The following is a 15,212-nucleotide window of genomic DNA, read 5'->3' on the forward strand; positions in this document are numbered from 1 at the left end:
GGTAGGGTCATAGACATGTCAACGACCGACCCGGCACCGTTCCCCGGGCAGCGCGGCACCCGGCGCTGGCTGACACCCGACGAGGAGGCGGCGTGGCGCGCGTTCCGCCGCATGCTCGTCGCGGTCACCGAGCGGACGACGAAGGACCTCTCCCCCACGGACCTGTCGATGCCCGACTACGACGTGCTCAGCACGCTCGCCGACCGGGCCGACCGCCGGTGGGGACTGCGGGAGATGGCGGAGAAGATGGAGTGGTCGCGCAGCCGCCTCTCGCACCAGATCAGCAGGATGCAGACGCGCGGGCTCGTCGACCGCCTGCCCGACGACACCGACCGCCGCGGTGTCGTGCTCCAGCTCACCCCCGCAGGCCTGGCCGCGCTGCGTGAGGCGACCAGCACGCACCTCGCTTCGGTACGACGCCGGTTCGTCGACCACCTGAGCCCCGAGGAGCTCGAGACGATCAGGGATCTGGCGACCAGGATCGCGGACGCTCCGGGCTGACCCGGCGCTCGGCACGACACCCGGCCCGGCACTAGGCCCGGCACCCAGCCCGGCCCTCAGACGGAGGGCGAGGCACCCTCGCCCGTCAGCGACCAGCTCGCGAGCAGGCTCAGCGCCCGCTGGGACGGGGAGCTCGCCTCGGTCGAGTAGACGTAGAGCGTCGTGTGGGGGTCGCCCGGGAGCATCAGGGTCTCGTACTCGACCGTGAGGTCTCCGACCAGCGGATGCCGCAGCCGCTTGGACCCGTGCGTGCGCTGGTTGACCCGGTGCTCGTCCCACCACCTGTCGAACTCGGCGCTGGACTCCCGCAGCTCCGCAACGAGCTCGGCCGTCGCCCGGTCCGCCGGGTCGTTCCCGGCCTCCAGCCGCAGGTTCTCCGCGGCGACGCGGGCCTGCTCCTCCCAGTCGACGAACAGCGACCGCGCGCCGTCGTCGAGGAACATCCAGCGCGCGTAGTTGCGCTGCGGGGCCGGGAACCGCTCGAAGTCGGTGAAGAGCGCCTTGCCCAGCCGGTTCTGCGCGAGCACGTCCGCACGGCGTCCCAACACCAGCACCGGCACGTCGGCCAGGGCGTCGAGCAGCTGGTACAGGCCAGGGCGGACCCGCTGGACGGGACGCGTGCGCGGCGACGGCGTCGCGGTGCCGAGGCCGATCAGGTCCGCGAGGTGGGCGCGTCCCGCCTCGTCCAGGCCCAGCGCCCGGCCGACGGCGTCGACCACCGACGGCGACGGGACGATGCGCCGGCCCTGTTCCAGCCGCGCGTAGTAGTCGGTCGAGACGCCGGCCAGGAACGCGACCTCCTCGCGGCGCAGACCCGGCACCCGGCGCACCCGGCCGTCCGCGGGCAGACCGGCCCTGGACGCGTCGACCTGGCCCCGGGCCCGGCGCAGGAAGTCCGCGAGCTCCGTGTTCTTCTCCGACATGCCTTCATTCTGGGCACCGGTCCGCCCCGGCGCACCCGTCCTGGGTGGACCGCTGAGTCCTAGTCATGGCGGGTCCAGGACGAGGGGGGCCAGCTATGACCGCCTGGAGCGGGCCTCCCGGACGGAGTCTTGATGTGCCGGCACACCGAGCCGGACAGCCACTCAGCACTCCCACTCAGCACTCCCGAGGAGACCCCCATGACCTACCCCACCGACCGTCCCGCCACCTGGTTCGTCACCGGCGCCTCGCGCGGCCTCGGGCTCGAGCTCGTCCGGCAGCTGCTCGGGCGCGGCGACAACGTCGCGGCGACCACCCGCTCCACCGAGCGCCTGACCGGCGCCCTCGAGGGCACCGACACGTCCCGCCTGCTCCCCCTCGCGGTCGACCTCGCCGACGAGGCACAGGTCTCGCGGGCGGTGGCACGGACCACGGAGCGCTTCGGCACCCTGGACGTCGTCGTGAACAACGCCGGCTACGGCTACCTCGCCGCCGTCGAGGAGGTCTCCGACGCCGACGCCCGCACGATGTTCGACGTCCAGGTCTTCGGCGTCTGGAACGTGCTGCGCGCCGTGCTGCCGGGCCTCCGGGCGAACCGCAGCGGCCACGTCATCAACGTGTCGTCGATCGTCGGGCTGGTCCCGTTCCCCGGCTGGGGCCTGTACGGCGCCGGCAAGTTCGCCCTGGAGGCGATCTCGGAGTCCCTGGCCTCCGAGGTCGCGGACCACGGCATCCGCGTGAACACCGTCGAGCCGGGCTACATGCGCACCGACTTCCTGCGCCCGGTCTCGCTCGGCCTGCCCTCGTCGACCAGCGACGCCTACCCCGCCGTCCGCGAGATGGTCGAGCAGCACCTGGACATGCCCGGGACGCAGCTCGGCGACCCCGCGAAGGCCGCAGCGGCGATCATCACCGTCGCGACCACCGGCGACGCACCCCTGCACCAGCTGCTCGGCTCGGACTCCGTGTCCCTGGCGGACGCCCGCCTCCAGGCCCTGGCCGACGAGTTCGCGGCCGGCCGTGCGCTCGCGACCACCACGGATATCCGCACCACGGACACCGCCGCGGTCTGAGCTCTACGACAGCGGGTTCTCGTAGATGGTGCCTACGGACCTGACTCGGCGTACCAGGTACGCCGAGTCAGGTCCGTAGGCCGACCAGCGCTCTGACTGCCGGGGACGGCGTCGTCAGCCCTCCGCGGCGCCCGTCATGATCGCTACCGCCTCGGTCATGGTGTGCGACTGCGGCGTGATCGTCGCCGCACGCCTGCCGAGCCGCTGGATGTGGATCCGGTCCGCGACCTCGAAGACCTGCGGCATGTTGTGGCTGATGATGATCACCGGCACGCCCTTGTCGCGCAGGGTGCGCACCAGCTCCAGCACCTGGCCCGACTCGCGGACGCCGAGGGCCGCCGTCGGCTCGTCGAGGACCACGACCTTCGAGCCGAAGGCCGCGGCCCGCGCGACGGCGACCGCCTGACGCTGCCCGCCGGACAGGTTCTCGACGGGGACCGTCACGTCCTGCAGCGTCGAGATGCCGAGATCGCGCAGCTCGCGACGAGCCCGGTCCCGCATCCCCGCGCGGTCAGTCATGCGCAGCACCGAGCCGAGCGGGCCCTTGCGCCGCACCTCGCGGCCGAGGAAGAGGTTCGCCGCGACGTCGAGCGACGGGGCGACGGCGAGCGTCTGGTAGACGGTCTCGATCCCGGCCGCCCGCGCGTCCTGCGGCCGCTTGAAGTGCACCGGCTCGCCGTCGAGGAGGACCTCGCCCCGGTCGGGGACCTCGGCGCCGGTCAGGCACTTGACGAGCGTCGACTTGCCGGCGCCGTTGTCGCCGATGATCGCGAGCACCTCGCCGCGGTAGAGCTCGATGTCCACGCCGTCGAGCCCGACCACATGGCCGAAGGTCTTGACGAGCCCGCGGGCCTGGAGGACGGGCTGCCGCTCGTCGGCGGCCGGCCCGCCTGCCGTTGCGCTTGTCGCGTCGGGGGCGGTGCCGGGGGGCGTGCCCGTGTCGGTGGTAGTCACTTGCGCACCTTCCGGATCCACTGGTCGAGGGAGACCGCGACGATCACGAGGACGCCCACGGCGAGGGTCTGGTAGAGCACGTCGAGGCCGGCGAGCGACAGCCCGTTCCGGAACACCCCGACGATCAGCGCGCCGAGCAGGGTGCCCCAGACCGTGCCCCGTCCGCCGAACAGGCTCGTCCCGCCGATGACGACGGCGGTGATCGAGTCGAGGTTCATGTCGATGCCGACGTTGGGGCTCGCGGCGTTGGCCCGCCCGATCTGGATCCAGGCGGCGAGCGCGAGGATCGCCCCGGCCGCGAGGTACACGCTCACCAGCACGCGGTTGACGCTGATGCCCGACAGCCGGGCGGCGTCGCGGTCGTCTCCGACGGCGTAGACGTGCGTACCCCAGGCCGTACGCCCCAGCACGAACGCCACCACGAGGTAGGCGGCGAGCATGAGGATCACGCCCGTGGAGACCCGCACGCCGAACACCGGGAACGTGGTGCCCGTCCAGGTCAGGGCCGCGGGCATGTCACCGCCGCGCACGGTGGCCCCGTGCGAGTACAGGAGCGTGACCGCGAGGTAGATGTTGAGCGTCCCGAGCGTGGCGATGAACGGTGGCAGCTTGAAGCGGGTCACGAGCAGCCCGTTGAGGCCACCCGCGGCGAGGCCGGCGACCAGCCCGAGCAGCAGCGCCACCACCGGCGATGCCCCGGCCGACGTCGTGATCTGGGCCATGACCATCGAGGCCAGGACCATCGTCGCGCCGACCGACAGGTCGATGCCCGCGGTGAGGATCACGAGCGTCTGGGCGACGGCGAGGGTGCCCACCACCGCGACCTGCTGCGTGATCAGGGAGAGGTTCGCGGGCGCCCAGAACCGGTCGTTGAGGAGGCCGAAGACGATCACGGACACGACGAGCACGATCGCCGGGCTCAGCGCCGGGTAGCGGTGCAGCACGCCGCGCGCGCGTTCGAGCGAGGTCCGGCGGTCGAGGAACTCGGCGGCCGCGTCGTGCGCCGGTTCTCGAGCCGGTCCGTTGGCCGCCGTGGGCAGGGTGGAGGTGCTCATCTTCAGCCCCAGCAGAGGTCGGTGGCGGCGGCCGAGTCGATCGACTCGACGCCGTCGGCGGGCGTGTCCGTCACGAGCGCGACGCCGGTGTCGAAGAAGTCGAGCCCCTCGGTGGTCTCGGGCGCCTTGCCCGACTCGGCCAGCTCGGCGATCGCCTCGACGCCCAGCTCGGCCATCTTCACCGGGTACTGCTGGCTCGTGGCGCCGATGACGCCTTCCTTCACGTTGTCGACGCCCGCGCAGCCGCCGTCGACGGAGACCAGGACGACGTCCTTCTCCCGGCCCGCGGCCTCCAGGGCCTGGTACGCGCCGTACGCGGCCGGCTCGTTGATCGTGTAGACGACGTTGACGTCCGGGTTCTTGGTGAGCAGGTTCTCCATCGCGGTGCGCCCGCCGTCCTCGGCGCCCTGGCTCGCCTCGTTGCCCACGATCTCGTAGTCCCCGCCGCTGTACGTGCCGGTCGGGGCCTCGTCGCCGTTGACAGCGGGATCGGCGACGTCGATGCCCATGCCCTCGAGGAAGCCCTGGTCGCGGTCGTAGTCGACCGAGACGACCTTGTCGTCGAAGAGGTCGAGCAGCGCGATGGTGGCCTTCTCGCCGTCCAGCTGGGTGGCCGCCCACTCCCCGATCAGCACGCCCGCCTGGCGGTTGTCGGTCGCGAACGTGATGTCGACGGCGTCGGCGGGGTCCGGCGGCGTGTCCAGCGCGATGACGTACAGGCCCGCGTCGCGCGCCTTCTTCAGCGCGTCCACGACGGACGGGCCGTTCGGCGTGATGAGGATGCCCGCGTCGCCCCGGGCGATCGCGTTCTCGATCGCCTGGATCTGGGTCTCCTCGTCGCCGTCCGCCTTACCGGCGGCCATGGTCAGGTTGACGCCCTGGTCGACGGCGGCCGCCTCCGCGCCGTCCTGCATCGCGACGAAGAACGGGTTGGTCGTGGTCTTGACGATCAGCGAGACGCCGACACCGTTGTCACCGCTGTCACTGTCGCCGCACGCGGTGAGGCCGAGCGCCCCGAGTGCGATCGCGCCGGTCAGCGCGATACCGCGCCGCAGCGCGGGTCGGTCATTGGTCAGTGTGTTCACCGTCGAACTCCTTCGTGGGGCCGGTTGCCCGACAACGTTGTCAGGTCCATGTCTAACCGAAACTCCCGGTAGGGTCAAGGCAACAACGCAAAGGAGCGGCCCAGATATGACATCGGTGTCAGACGATTCCTCGCCGTCGGTGCGCCAGCGGCGGCCGACGATGCGCGACGTGGCGCGTGTCGCCGGCGTCGGCATCAAGACGGTCTCGCGGGTCATCAACGGCGAGCCCAACGTCTCTCCCGCGACCGCCGAACGTGTCAACCGCGCCGCGGCGGACCTGCACTACGAACCGGACCTGCAGGCAGGCAACCTGCGCCGGTCCGACGGCCGCTCCCGCACCCTCGGCCTCCTCGTCTCCAGCGTCGCCAACCCGTTCGCCGCGCAGGTGCACCGGGCGATCGAGCGTGTGGCCACCGAGTACGGGTACGCGGTGCTCGCGGCGAGCCTGGAGGACGACCCCGCCGCGGAGCTGCGGGCGGTCACCGCGCTCGCCCGGCGTCGGGTGGACGGGTTCATCGTCACGCCGGTCCGGGACGACCAGTCGTACCTGCGGGTGCACGTCGACCGCGGGACGCCGCTGGTGTGCGTCGACCGGACGCCGCACGGCATAGAGACCGACTGCGTGGTGACGGGGAACGTCGACGGCGCCCGCGACGCCGTCCGCCATCTCGTCTCGTACGGGCACCGGAGGATCGCGTTCCTCGGCGACCTCGAACGCATCGAGACGGCGCGCCTGCGCCGGGAGGGCTACCTGACCGAGCTCGCCACGGCGGGGATCGACGCCGACCCGGCCCTGATGGTGCTCGGCCTGCACGACGACGCGAGCGCCACCGCCGTCGTGCGCACGCTCCTCGCCCTCCCCGACCCGCCGACCGCGATCTTCTCGAGCCAGAACCTGATCACGATCGGCACCATCCGGGCCCTGCAGCAGCTCGGCCGGGAGAACGACATCGCCCTGGTCGGGTTCGACGACGTCGAGACGGGCGACCTCATGAAGCCCGCCGTGACGACCATCGCGCAGGACCCGGACCGCATCGGCCGCCTCGCGGCGGAGCGGCTCTTCGCGCACCTGGAGGGCGACACCAGCGCCGCGCGGCAGGTCGTGGTGCCGACCCGCCTCATCGTGCGGGGCTCGGGCGAGATCCCTGGGCCTGCCTGATCAGCGCCCGATCGAGTGCCCGTCGGGTCAGCCGTGCAGGCTTGACCGGTCGAGCGGGCCCGGCTGGAAGGTGACCGTCGGCCGGCCCGAGCCGTCGTCGTGGCTCACGCGGGCCCGGACGCCGTAGACCTCGGCGATGAGCTCGGCGGTCAGGACGTCTGCCGGCGGACCCGCGGTGACCACCCGCCCCCGCTGGAGCACGACCACCGTGTCGCAGAACATCGCGGCGAGGTTGAGGTCGTGCAGGGCGACGATCGCGGTCAGCGGCAGCGCCGCCACGAGCTCGAGCAGCTCGAGCTGGTGGCGGATGTCGAGGTGGTTCGTCGGCTCGTCGAGCAGCAGCTCGCGCGGCTCCTGGGCGAGCGCCCTGGCGATGTGCGCCCGCTGGCGTTCGCCGCCGGACAGGGTGTGCCAGGGATGACCCGCCTTCGCGGTGAGCCCGACGTGCTCCAGCGCCTCCGCGACTATCCGTTCGTCCCGCGCGAGCTCGCCGCTGAGAGCCGACCGGTGCGGCGTCCGGCCGAGCCGGACGACGTCGCGCACCACGATGTCGACGTCCGTGTCGGCGTGCTGGGTGACGCTCGCGACGGTCCTGGCGACCTCGCGGCGGCGCAGCCGGGCGAGGTCGGTGCCGTCGAGCGTGATCGTCCCGGAGTCGGGCCTCGCGATGCCCTGCAGCAGCCGCAGGAGCGAGGACTTGCCGGAACCGTTGGGACCGAGCAGGCCGATGGTCGAACCCGGCTCGGGTCGCAGCGTGACGCCGTCGAGCACGAGTGTCCCGCCGCGCCGCCAGGAGACGTCTCGGGTCTGGAGCGTCATGCGCGTCCCCTTCTACGCAGCAGCAGGAGCACGAACACCGGGACGCCCACGAGCGCGGTCCCGACACCGACCGGCAGGGGCGTGGGCGCGAAGGCGACCCGGGAGACGGCGTCGACCCAGACCATGAACACCGCGCCGAGGACGATGGTCGCCGGGATCACCCGCGCATGCCGCTGCCCGAACAGCAGCCGCGCCGCGTGCGGCAGCACGAGCCCCACGAAACCGACGGCGCCCGCGATGCTCACCAGCGTCGCGGTGAGCAGGGCCGTCAGGACGAGCAGCAGGACGCGGGTCCGGGCCACCGCGATCCCGAGGGACGCCGCGACGTCCTCACCGAAGGCGAACGCGTCCAGCGTGCGGGCCGAGGCAACACAGACGACGGCGCCGATGGCGACCACCACGGTGCTCAGGACGACGTCGTCCCACCGCATCCCCTCCAGGGAGCCCAGGAGCCAGAACATCACGCCGCGGGCCTCGTCGGAGTCGGCGAACGCGAACATGACCAGCGAGGTCAGCGCCGAGAAGAGCTGCGTGCTCGCCACGCCCGCGAGGATCACCCCCGAGGTGCCGCCGCTCGCGAACCGCGCCAGCAGCAGCACGAGGCCGAAGGCCGCCAGGGCGCCGAGGAACGCGCCGCCGGAGAGGCCGAGCGCCCCGCCACCGAGGCCGAGCATCCCGAACAGAACAGCCCCCGTGGAGGCACCGGACGAGACGCCGAGCACGAACGGGTCCGCCAGCGGGTTCCGCAGCAGCGACTGCAGGATCGCCCCGCACAGCCCCAGCCCCGACCCGCACGCGGCAGCGACGAGCGCGCGGGGCAGCCGCTCCTGCCACACGATGGCGTCCTCCGAGACCCGCACCGGGATCTCGGCGAGCCCCAGGTGGTTCAGCAGGATGTCCCGCACGTTCACGAGCGACACGTCGGCAGGTCCGAGCGTGACGGCGACCCCTACCGACACGGCGAGCAGGACGATCCCGCCGAGCGTCAGGCCTGCGACGGCGAGCGGCTTCGCGCTCAGGGCTGGTCCTTGTTCGGCTGGCCGGTGTTCAGCGAGTCCTTGTTCGCGAGCCACCACGCCTGGATCTTCTCCAGGCCGTCGACGAACCGGATGGACGGGTTCATCTCCGCACCGTGCAGCGGGATGAACCGCTCCTCCTGGACGGCGTCCAGGGTGCTGGTCAGCTCGTCCTGCGTGAGGAACTCGACCTTGTCGTCGAGCCGGTCGCCAGGGAACCGGTCGCGCTGCAGGTCGCCCAGCACGAGGATGTCGGGGTCCGCCTCGACCACGCTCTCCCAGCCCACGGCGGGCCAGTCGTCGGTGGCGTCCTTGAGGACGTTCACCATGCCGGTGTCCGTCGCCAGCAGGGACGCCGCGCCCAGGCCGCCCGCCACGTACGGGGTCTTGGTGTCGGCGAACCAGAACATGACGGTCCGGCCCTCGAGGTCCACGCCCTCCGTGGCGGCCGCCGCGCGCTCCTTCAGGTCCGCGACCAGCTTCTCGCCACGGTCGGCGACGTCGAAGATCCGCGCCAGCTCCCGGATCTCCAGGTACAGCGCGTCGACGGTGAGCGGCGTCGTGCGCGGGGTGCCGCCGTTGACGCTCTTGCCGTTGTCGCAGTCCGTCGGCGAGAGGTACGAGCCGATGCCGGTCTCCCCGAGCCGGTCGCGGGAGACCACGCCACCCTCGGTGTTGTAGTGCCGCCCGAACGACGCCGTGACGAAGTCGGGGTCCGCACCCAGGAGCACCTCGTACGTCGGCGCGTTGTCGGCGAGCCGCGGCACGCCCTCGTTCGCCTCGGCGAGCGAGTCCAGCACGGGGTCCGTCCAGGACGCCGTGCCGACGATCCGGTCCTCGAGGCCGAGCGACAGCAGGATCTCGGTGGAGTTCTGGTCGAGGGACACCACCCGCGCGGGGGCCGCCTCGACGGTGACGTCCTGGCCGCAGTTCTCCAGCGTGAGCGGGTACTCGGTGCGGCCCTCGCCGGCCGGCGCCGCCTGGGCGGGCTCCACGACCTCGGACGCGCCGCATCCGGTGAGGCCGACGAGGACGACGGCGGCGAGCGCCGCCGTGCGTGCGCGCATTCCAGTGATAACCACGGGTCTCCTGAGGTCGTGCTGCGGTGCCCCGCGGTCACGGAGCGTTCGAGCGTTGTGAGGTGAGGTTAACCTAACTTTTCGCCCGGCCCGTTCACACGGGGCAGGCAGGAGAGGGTGCGGAGGGCGATATCCGCCGGAAGTTTGGGTCTGCGCGTGCTTGTGTTCGGGTGTCCGAACTTTTAGGGTCATGCCATGCCCCGCACTCGCCGCGCCGTCGCCGCCGTCCGCCTCGCACTCCCCCTGGTCCTGGTCGCGGGGGGCATGTCCGGGTGCGCGGCCTCGGCGCAGGGTTCGGGGTCTGACGACCGGCCGGTGGTGCTGACCACGTTCACCGTGCTCGCGGACGTCGCGCAGAACGTGGCGGGCGACCACCTCCGTGTCGAGTCGATCACCAAGGTCGGCGCGGAGATCCACGGGTACGAGCCGACGCCGCGCGATATCGCCAAGGCGTCCGAGGCCGACCTGATTCTCGACAACGGTCTCAACCTCGAGTCGTGGTTCGGGCAGTTCGTCGAGTCGGTGGACGTGCCGCACGTCGTCGTGTCCGACGGCGTGGAGCCGCTGGACATCACGGAGGACGCCTACGCGGGCAAGCCGAACCCGCACGCGTGGATGAGCCCGGTGAACGTCCAGCTCTACGTCGACAACATGGTCGACGCGTTCGCCGAGCTCGACCCGGCGCACGCCGCCGACTTCGAGACCAACGGCGCGGCGTACCAGGCGGAGCTGCAAAAGGTGCAGGACGAGCTCGTCACCGGGCTGTCGGCGCTGCCCGAGAACCAGCGGGCGCTGGTGACCTGCGAGGGCGCGTTCTCCTACCTCGCCCGCGACGCCGGGCTGACCGAGCAGTACATCTGGCCCGTGAACGCCGAGCAGCAGGCCACCCCGCAGCAGATCACCTCGGCCATCGAGTTCGTCCAGGCCAACGACGTCCCGGCCGTGTTCTGCGAGTCGACGGTCTCCGACAAGCCCATGCAGCAGGTGGTCGAGGCGACCGGCGCGGCGTTCGGGGGCACCCTCTACGTCGACTCGCTCTCCGCGGCCGACGGGCCGGTGCCGACCTACCTCGACCTGATCCGGTACGACGCCACGACGATCGTCGACGCACTCACCGGGAGCGAGTCATGACCCCCGCGAACCAGCTTCCAGCGAACCAGCCCCCCGCCATCGAGGTGTCCGACGTCGTCGTCCGCTACGGCGAGGTCGTGGCCCTCGACGGCGTGTCCCTCAGCGTCGCTTCCGGCCGCGTGACCGGGCTCGTCGGGATGAACGGGTCGGGCAAGTCGACGCTGTTCAAGGCGATCATGGGGACGGTCCGCCCCGACACCGGAACCGTCCTGATCGACGGCACCGCCCCCGTCGCGGCCCGCAAGCAGGGCCTGGTCGGGTACGTGCCGCAGAGCGAGGACGTCGACTGGGCCTTCCCCGTCTCCGTCCGGGACGTGGTCATGATGGGCCGCTACGGCCGCCAGGGCCTGACCCGGCGGGCCCGGCACGTCGACCATGCCGCCGTCGCCGAGGCTCTTGAGCGGGTGGAGCTCACCGGCTACGCCGACCGGCAGATCGGGCAGCTCTCGGGCGGGCAGCGCAAACGTGCGTTCGTCGCCCGCGGTATCGCGCAGGACGCCCGGATCCTCCTGCTGGACGAACCCTTCGCCGGCGTCGACAAACGCTCGGAGGCCACGATCGTGCGGCTGCTCAGAGAGCTCGCCGACGACGGCCGGACCGTCCTGGTCTCGACCCACGACCTGCACGCCCTCCCCCGGCTCGCGGACGAGGCGGTGCTCCTGCTGCACCGGGTCCTGTTCCACGGCGGGGTCGCGGAGGCGCTGCGGCCCGACAACCTCGCCCACGCGTTCGGGCTGGACGTGCTCGACCGGGACCTGGACAGGGGCTCCGACAGAGACCGCGACAGAGACTTCGACAGGGAGGGATCCGCATGAGCCTCCTCGACCTCCTGCTGGAGCCGCTGCAGTTCGACTTCATGGTCCGCGCCCTCGTGACGACGGTCATCGCCGCCGTCGTCTGCGCGCTGCTCTCGTGCTGGCTCGTGCTGGTCGGCTGGTCGCTGATGGGCGACGCCGTCTCCCACGCCGTTCTGCCCGGGGTGGTGATCGCCTACGTGCTGGGTGCGCCGTTCGCGCTCGGGGCCCTCGTGTTCGGGTTCCTCGCGGTCGCCCTCATCGGCGCGATCCGGGGCACGAGCCGGATCAAGGAGGACGCCGCGATCGGGATCGTGTTCACGACCCTCTTCGCGCTCGGCCTCGTCCTGATCTCCGTCACGCCGAGCAACACGGACCTGAACCACATCATCTTCGGCAACATCCTCGGCGTCTCCACCCCCGACCTGATCCAGATCGCCGTCCTGGCCACGATCGCCTTCGTGATCCTGGTGCTCAAGCGCCGCGACCTGACGCTGTACGCGTTCGACCCCATGCACGCCCACGCGATAGGGCTCTCGCCCCGGTTCCTCGGGGCCCTGCTGCTCGGGCTGCTCGCGCTGACCGCCGTCGTCGCCCTCCAGGTGGTCGGCGTGATCCTGGTCGTCGCGATGCTGATCATCCCCGGCGCCACCGCGCACCTGCTCACCGACCGGTTCGGGCGCATGCTCGTGATCGCCCCCGTGCTGTCGGCGGCCTGCTCGGTAGTGGGTATCTACCTCAGCTACTGGCTCGACGCCGCCTCGGGCGGGCTCGTCGTCCTCGTGCAGGGCGCCGCGTTCCTGCTCGTCTACCTGTTCAGCCCGCGCCACGGCCTGATCAGCAAGCTGCCGACGGCCCGACGGCGGATCGCCGTCGCCAGCTGAGCCCGCGCCGCGGACATCCCGCGCTGCCGCCGCGCGGCTCGCGACTTCGGTCGCTTGCACGGTTTGGTTCGTGACTTCGGTCCGTTGCCCTGAGATCGGTCGGTTGATTGACCGATCTCAGGGCAACGGACCGAAGTCACGCGGCACGCCCAGCGACCCCGCTCACCGGCCGGTGAAGACCGGCGTCTCGCGGTTCAGGAACGAGGCGACGGCGTCCACGTGATCGCTCGTCGCGCCGCACGCGATCTGGCCGAGCGCCTCGGCCTCGAGCGCCTCGTCGAGGCTGAGGCCCGGCGCGTGCCCGATCAGGCGCTTGCTCTGCGCGAACGCGGCGGTCGGCCCGGCGGCGAGCTGCCTGGCGAGGTCGACGGCCCTGGGCAGCACGTCCTCGGCGATGGCCGTCTCGCCCGAGATGCCCCAGGCGATCGCCTCCTCGGCGGTGAACGTGCGCCCGAACAGCATCAGCTCCTTCGCCCGGGCGTCCCCCACCGCGCGCGGCAGCGTCACCGACAGGCCGGTGTCGAAGGTCAGCCCGATCCCGGCGAAGGCGGTGGCCAGCTTCACGCCGTCCGCGAAGACCCGGTGGTCGCAGGCCAGCGCGAGGCCGAGCCCCGCGCCGACACACGTGCCGCCCACCGCGGCGATCACCGGTTTGGGCATGGTCAGCAGGTTCCGGACGATCGGCGTGTAGTGCTCGCGGACCGTCGCGAACGCCGACTCCGCGCCGCCCTCCAGGGCCTTCGCGTGCTCGCCGAGGTCCTGCCCGAGACAGAACGCCCTGGCCGACCCCGTGAGCACCACCGCCCGCACCTGCTCGTCGGCCGCGATGTCCGCGACGGCGTCGCGCAGCATCACCTTGGCCGCGGCGGTCAGCGCGTTGCGGTGCTCGGGGTCGTCGAGCGTGATCGTCGCTACCGCGTCCCTGCGGTCGACGACGACGGGGGTCTCGGTCATAACGGCTCCTCCAGAGTCTGCGGTCCGAGCATGTGCGAACGTGTCAGACGCAGGGGTCACCCCGGTGACCTGTAGGTCTGACACGTCAGTTGCGTCACCATGTGTAGAAACCCTTGCCGGTCTTGCGTCCCAGCTCACCGGCCGCGACCTTGTCCCGGAGCACCCGTGGTGGCGCGAACCGCGGCCCCAGCTCGCGTTCGAGGTGCTCGGCGATGTTCAGCCGCACGTCGAGCCCGACGATATCGGTGGTGCGCAGCGGGCCCACCGGATGCCGGTAGCCCAGCGTCATCGCCGTGTCGATGTCGGCGGCGTCGGCCACGCCCTCCTCCAGCATGCGCATCGCCTCCAGCGCGATCGCGACACCGAGCCGGCTGCTGGCGAAGCCCGGCGAGTCCCTGACCGTGATCGCCGTCTTGCCCAGGCCGGCGACCCAGCCGCGGGCCGACTCGACCAGGGCGGGTGCGGTCCGCCGTCCGACCACCACCTCGACCAGGTCGCTCACCGGGACCGGGTTGAAGAAGTGCAGGCCGACCAGCCGGGACGGGTCGGGCAGCGCCTCCGCGAGGACGTCGATCGACAGGGAGCTCGTGTTGCTGCCGATCATCGCGTCCGGGACGACGGCGGCGACCCGCCGCAGCACGTCGTGCTTGAGGTCGACCAGCTCGGGCACGGCCTCGACGACGAGCGCGCACCCGGCCAGGGCCGCGGCGTCGGTCACCACCTCGAACGTGCCGGTGGGCCGTGCACCCCTGCTGGCGCCCTTGGCCGCCGCCTTGGCGAGGCTCGCCTCGATCCGCTCGCGTGCCGCCCGGGCCGACGACGCGTCGGTCTCGATCACGGTGACGGCCGCCCCTGCGAGAGCGAACGCGTGCGCGATCCCGGCCCCCATCCGGCCGCCGCCGTACACGCCGACGGTCCGCGGGACGACGTCGGCGGTGCTGGACGTGCCGGGCGTGCCCAGGGTGCTCGAGGTCTCCGCGGTCATCGCTGCTCCTTACGGCTTCCCGGGCGGCGTTCGAGAAACGCGGTCATCCGGTCCGTCTTCTCCTGGGTCTCGAACAGCACCGCCTGCGCTATGTCGTCGACCAGCGGGTGCGCGTCGCGCGGCGCGTCCAGGACGGACTTGGTGAGCCGCACGGCGAGCGGCGCCTGGGCGGCGATGCGGTCGGCGAGCCGGTGCCCGGCGGGTTCGAGGTCGCCGGCGTCGACCACCTCGTTGAGCAGGCGCACCGCCAGCGCCTCCTGGGCGTCGAGCACCCGGCCGGCCAGCAGCACCTCCTTGGCCAGGGGTTCGCCCACGAGCTCCTTGAGCCGCCAGGCCGCGCCGGCCGCCGCGAGGATCCCGAGGCCCGGCTCGGGGTTGCCGATCTTCGTCGCGGGCGTGCCGATCCGGAAGTCGCAGGCGTACGCGAGCTCCGCGCCGCCCCCGAGCGCGTACCCGTCGACCAGCGCGATCACCGGCATCGGCAGCTTCCGCACCCGTTCGAAGACGCCGGAGTTGATCCCGGCGAGCGCGTCGTCGCGGCGTCGCTCGCGCAGCTGGGCGATGTCCGCGCCCGCCGCGAAGGTGCCGCCCGCACCGATCAGGAGCGCCACCCGCGGCGCGGCCTCCAGCGCGGCGCACGCGGCGTGCAGGGCCTCGACCATCGCCCGGTCGATCGCGTTGCGGACCTCCGGCCGGTTCAGCCGCAGGACCACCCGGTCGTCGTGCTCCTCGACCAGCAGCGGCGCGGTCATGCGTCGAAGCCCGTCATGCACCGAAGCCTGTTCACGCACCGAAGCCCGCT

General features: G+C 72.1%; 16 protein-coding genes. 6 read left to right on the forward strand and 10 right to left on the reverse strand.

Going from position 1 to position 15,212, the window contains the following annotated elements; translation table 11 throughout:
• Window positions 1–15: 15 nt before the first annotated feature.
• On the forward strand, window positions 16–501 hold the full coding sequence (locus ACFO6V_RS05005; protein ID WP_377132866.1) for a MarR family winged helix-turn-helix transcriptional regulator: 486 nt from the start codon (window positions 16–18) through the stop codon (window positions 499–501).
• A 56-nt stretch (window positions 502–557) separates the two neighbouring features.
• Here the strand turns inward: ACFO6V_RS05005 and ACFO6V_RS05010 are convergent, their stop codons facing one another.
• Window positions 558–1,424 carry a helix-turn-helix transcriptional regulator gene (locus ACFO6V_RS05010; RefSeq protein ID WP_377132868.1) on the reverse strand — a complete coding sequence of 289 codons (867 nt, stop codon included), beginning with the start codon at window positions 1,422–1,424 and terminating at the stop codon, window positions 558–560.
• A gap of 198 nt (window positions 1,425–1,622) precedes the next feature.
• On the opposite strand from ACFO6V_RS05010, the gene ACFO6V_RS05015 reads away from it, so the two are divergent.
• Window positions 1,623–2,495 carry an SDR family NAD(P)-dependent oxidoreductase gene (locus ACFO6V_RS05015; protein WP_377132870.1) on the forward strand — a complete coding sequence of 291 codons (873 nt, stop codon included), beginning with the start codon at window positions 1,623–1,625 and terminating at the stop codon, window positions 2,493–2,495.
• A 114-nt stretch (window positions 2,496–2,609) separates the two neighbouring features.
• Here the strand turns inward: ACFO6V_RS05015 and ACFO6V_RS05020 are convergent, their stop codons facing one another.
• The 3 genes from ACFO6V_RS05020 to ACFO6V_RS05030 form a co-directional block, all read right to left on the reverse strand.
• A complete protein-coding gene (locus tag ACFO6V_RS05020) occupies window positions 2,610–3,317 on the reverse strand; it encodes an ATP-binding cassette domain-containing protein (RefSeq protein WP_357508577.1) in 708 nt (235 codons plus the stop codon).
• 128 nt (window positions 3,318–3,445) lie between these two features.
• The gene (locus ACFO6V_RS05025; protein ID WP_377132872.1) at window positions 3,446–4,504 is read right to left on the reverse strand and encodes an ABC transporter permease; all 1,059 of its coding nucleotides are present in this window, start codon (window positions 4,502–4,504) and stop codon (window positions 3,446–3,448) included.
• Window positions 4,505–4,506: 2 nt separating this feature from the next.
• A complete protein-coding gene (locus ACFO6V_RS05030; RefSeq protein ID WP_377132974.1) occupies window positions 4,507–5,580 on the reverse strand; it encodes a substrate-binding domain-containing protein in 1,074 nt (357 codons plus the stop codon).
• A 115-nt stretch (window positions 5,581–5,695) separates the two neighbouring features.
• Between ACFO6V_RS05030 and ACFO6V_RS05035 the strand changes: the two genes are divergently transcribed.
• Window positions 5,696–6,748, forward strand: a complete 1,053-nt coding sequence (locus ACFO6V_RS05035) for a LacI family DNA-binding transcriptional regulator (protein WP_377132874.1) — start codon at window positions 5,696–5,698, stop codon at window positions 6,746–6,748.
• Window positions 6,749–6,775: 27 nt separating this feature from the next.
• Here the strand turns inward: ACFO6V_RS05035 and ACFO6V_RS05040 are convergent, their stop codons facing one another.
• Genes ACFO6V_RS05040 through ACFO6V_RS05050 form a run of 3 tightly spaced genes read right to left on the reverse strand, consistent with a single transcriptional unit; the run spans window position 6,776 to window position 9,650 of the window.
• The gene (locus ACFO6V_RS05040) at window positions 6,776–7,567 is read right to left on the reverse strand and encodes an ABC transporter ATP-binding protein (protein ID WP_377132876.1); all 792 of its coding nucleotides are present in this window, start codon (window positions 7,565–7,567) and stop codon (window positions 6,776–6,778) included.
• Complete coding sequence (locus ACFO6V_RS05045; RefSeq protein ID WP_377132976.1) at window positions 7,564–8,556, reverse strand: FecCD family ABC transporter permease; 993 nt, start codon at window positions 8,554–8,556, stop codon at window positions 7,564–7,566. The genes ACFO6V_RS05040 and ACFO6V_RS05045 overlap by 4 nt, the downstream gene beginning before the upstream one ends.
• A 26-nt stretch (window positions 8,557–8,582) precedes the next feature.
• Window positions 8,583–9,650, reverse strand: coding sequence for an ABC transporter substrate-binding protein (locus tag ACFO6V_RS05050; RefSeq protein WP_377132879.1), 1,068 nt, complete (start codon window positions 9,648–9,650; stop codon window positions 8,583–8,585).
• A 207-nt stretch (window positions 9,651–9,857) separates the two neighbouring features.
• On the opposite strand from ACFO6V_RS05050, the gene ACFO6V_RS05055 reads away from it, so the two are divergent.
• Genes ACFO6V_RS05055 through ACFO6V_RS05065 form a run of 3 tightly spaced genes read left to right on the forward strand, consistent with a single transcriptional unit; the run spans window position 9,858 to window position 12,471 of the window.
• Window positions 9,858–10,793 carry a metal ABC transporter substrate-binding protein gene (locus ACFO6V_RS05055; protein ID WP_377132881.1) on the forward strand — a complete coding sequence of 312 codons (936 nt, stop codon included), beginning with the start codon at window positions 9,858–9,860 and terminating at the stop codon, window positions 10,791–10,793.
• Window positions 10,790–11,608, forward strand: coding sequence for a metal ABC transporter ATP-binding protein (locus ACFO6V_RS05060; protein WP_377132883.1), 819 nt, complete (start codon window positions 10,790–10,792; stop codon window positions 11,606–11,608). Before ACFO6V_RS05055 ends, ACFO6V_RS05060 begins: the two co-directional genes overlap by 4 nt.
• Complete coding sequence (locus tag ACFO6V_RS05065; protein WP_377132885.1) at window positions 11,605–12,471, forward strand: metal ABC transporter permease; 867 nt, start codon at window positions 11,605–11,607, stop codon at window positions 12,469–12,471. The genes ACFO6V_RS05060 and ACFO6V_RS05065 overlap by 4 nt, the downstream gene beginning before the upstream one ends.
• A 162-nt stretch (window positions 12,472–12,633) precedes the next feature.
• Here the strand turns inward: ACFO6V_RS05065 and ACFO6V_RS05070 are convergent, their stop codons facing one another.
• The 3 genes from ACFO6V_RS05070 to ACFO6V_RS05080 all read right to left on the reverse strand — a co-directional run bounded on the left by ACFO6V_RS05070 (window position 12,634) and on the right by ACFO6V_RS05080 (window position 15,162).
• A complete protein-coding gene (locus tag ACFO6V_RS05070; protein WP_377132887.1) occupies window positions 12,634–13,425 on the reverse strand; it encodes an enoyl-CoA hydratase/isomerase family protein in 792 nt (263 codons plus the stop codon).
• A gap of 94 nt (window positions 13,426–13,519) precedes the next feature.
• Window positions 13,520–14,410, reverse strand: coding sequence for a 3-hydroxyacyl-CoA dehydrogenase family protein (locus tag ACFO6V_RS05075; RefSeq protein WP_377132889.1), 891 nt, complete (start codon window positions 14,408–14,410; stop codon window positions 13,520–13,522).
• Window positions 14,407–15,162 carry an enoyl-CoA hydratase/isomerase family protein gene (locus tag ACFO6V_RS05080; RefSeq protein ID WP_377132891.1) on the reverse strand — a complete coding sequence of 252 codons (756 nt, stop codon included), beginning with the start codon at window positions 15,160–15,162 and terminating at the stop codon, window positions 14,407–14,409. Before ACFO6V_RS05080 ends, ACFO6V_RS05075 begins: the two co-directional genes overlap by 4 nt.
• Window positions 15,163–15,212: the final 50 nt, after the last annotated feature.

Origin of the sequence: Promicromonospora alba (assembly GCF_042654905.1) — a bacterium.
GTDB lineage: Bacteria > Actinomycetota > Actinomycetes > Actinomycetales > Cellulomonadaceae > Promicromonospora > Promicromonospora alba.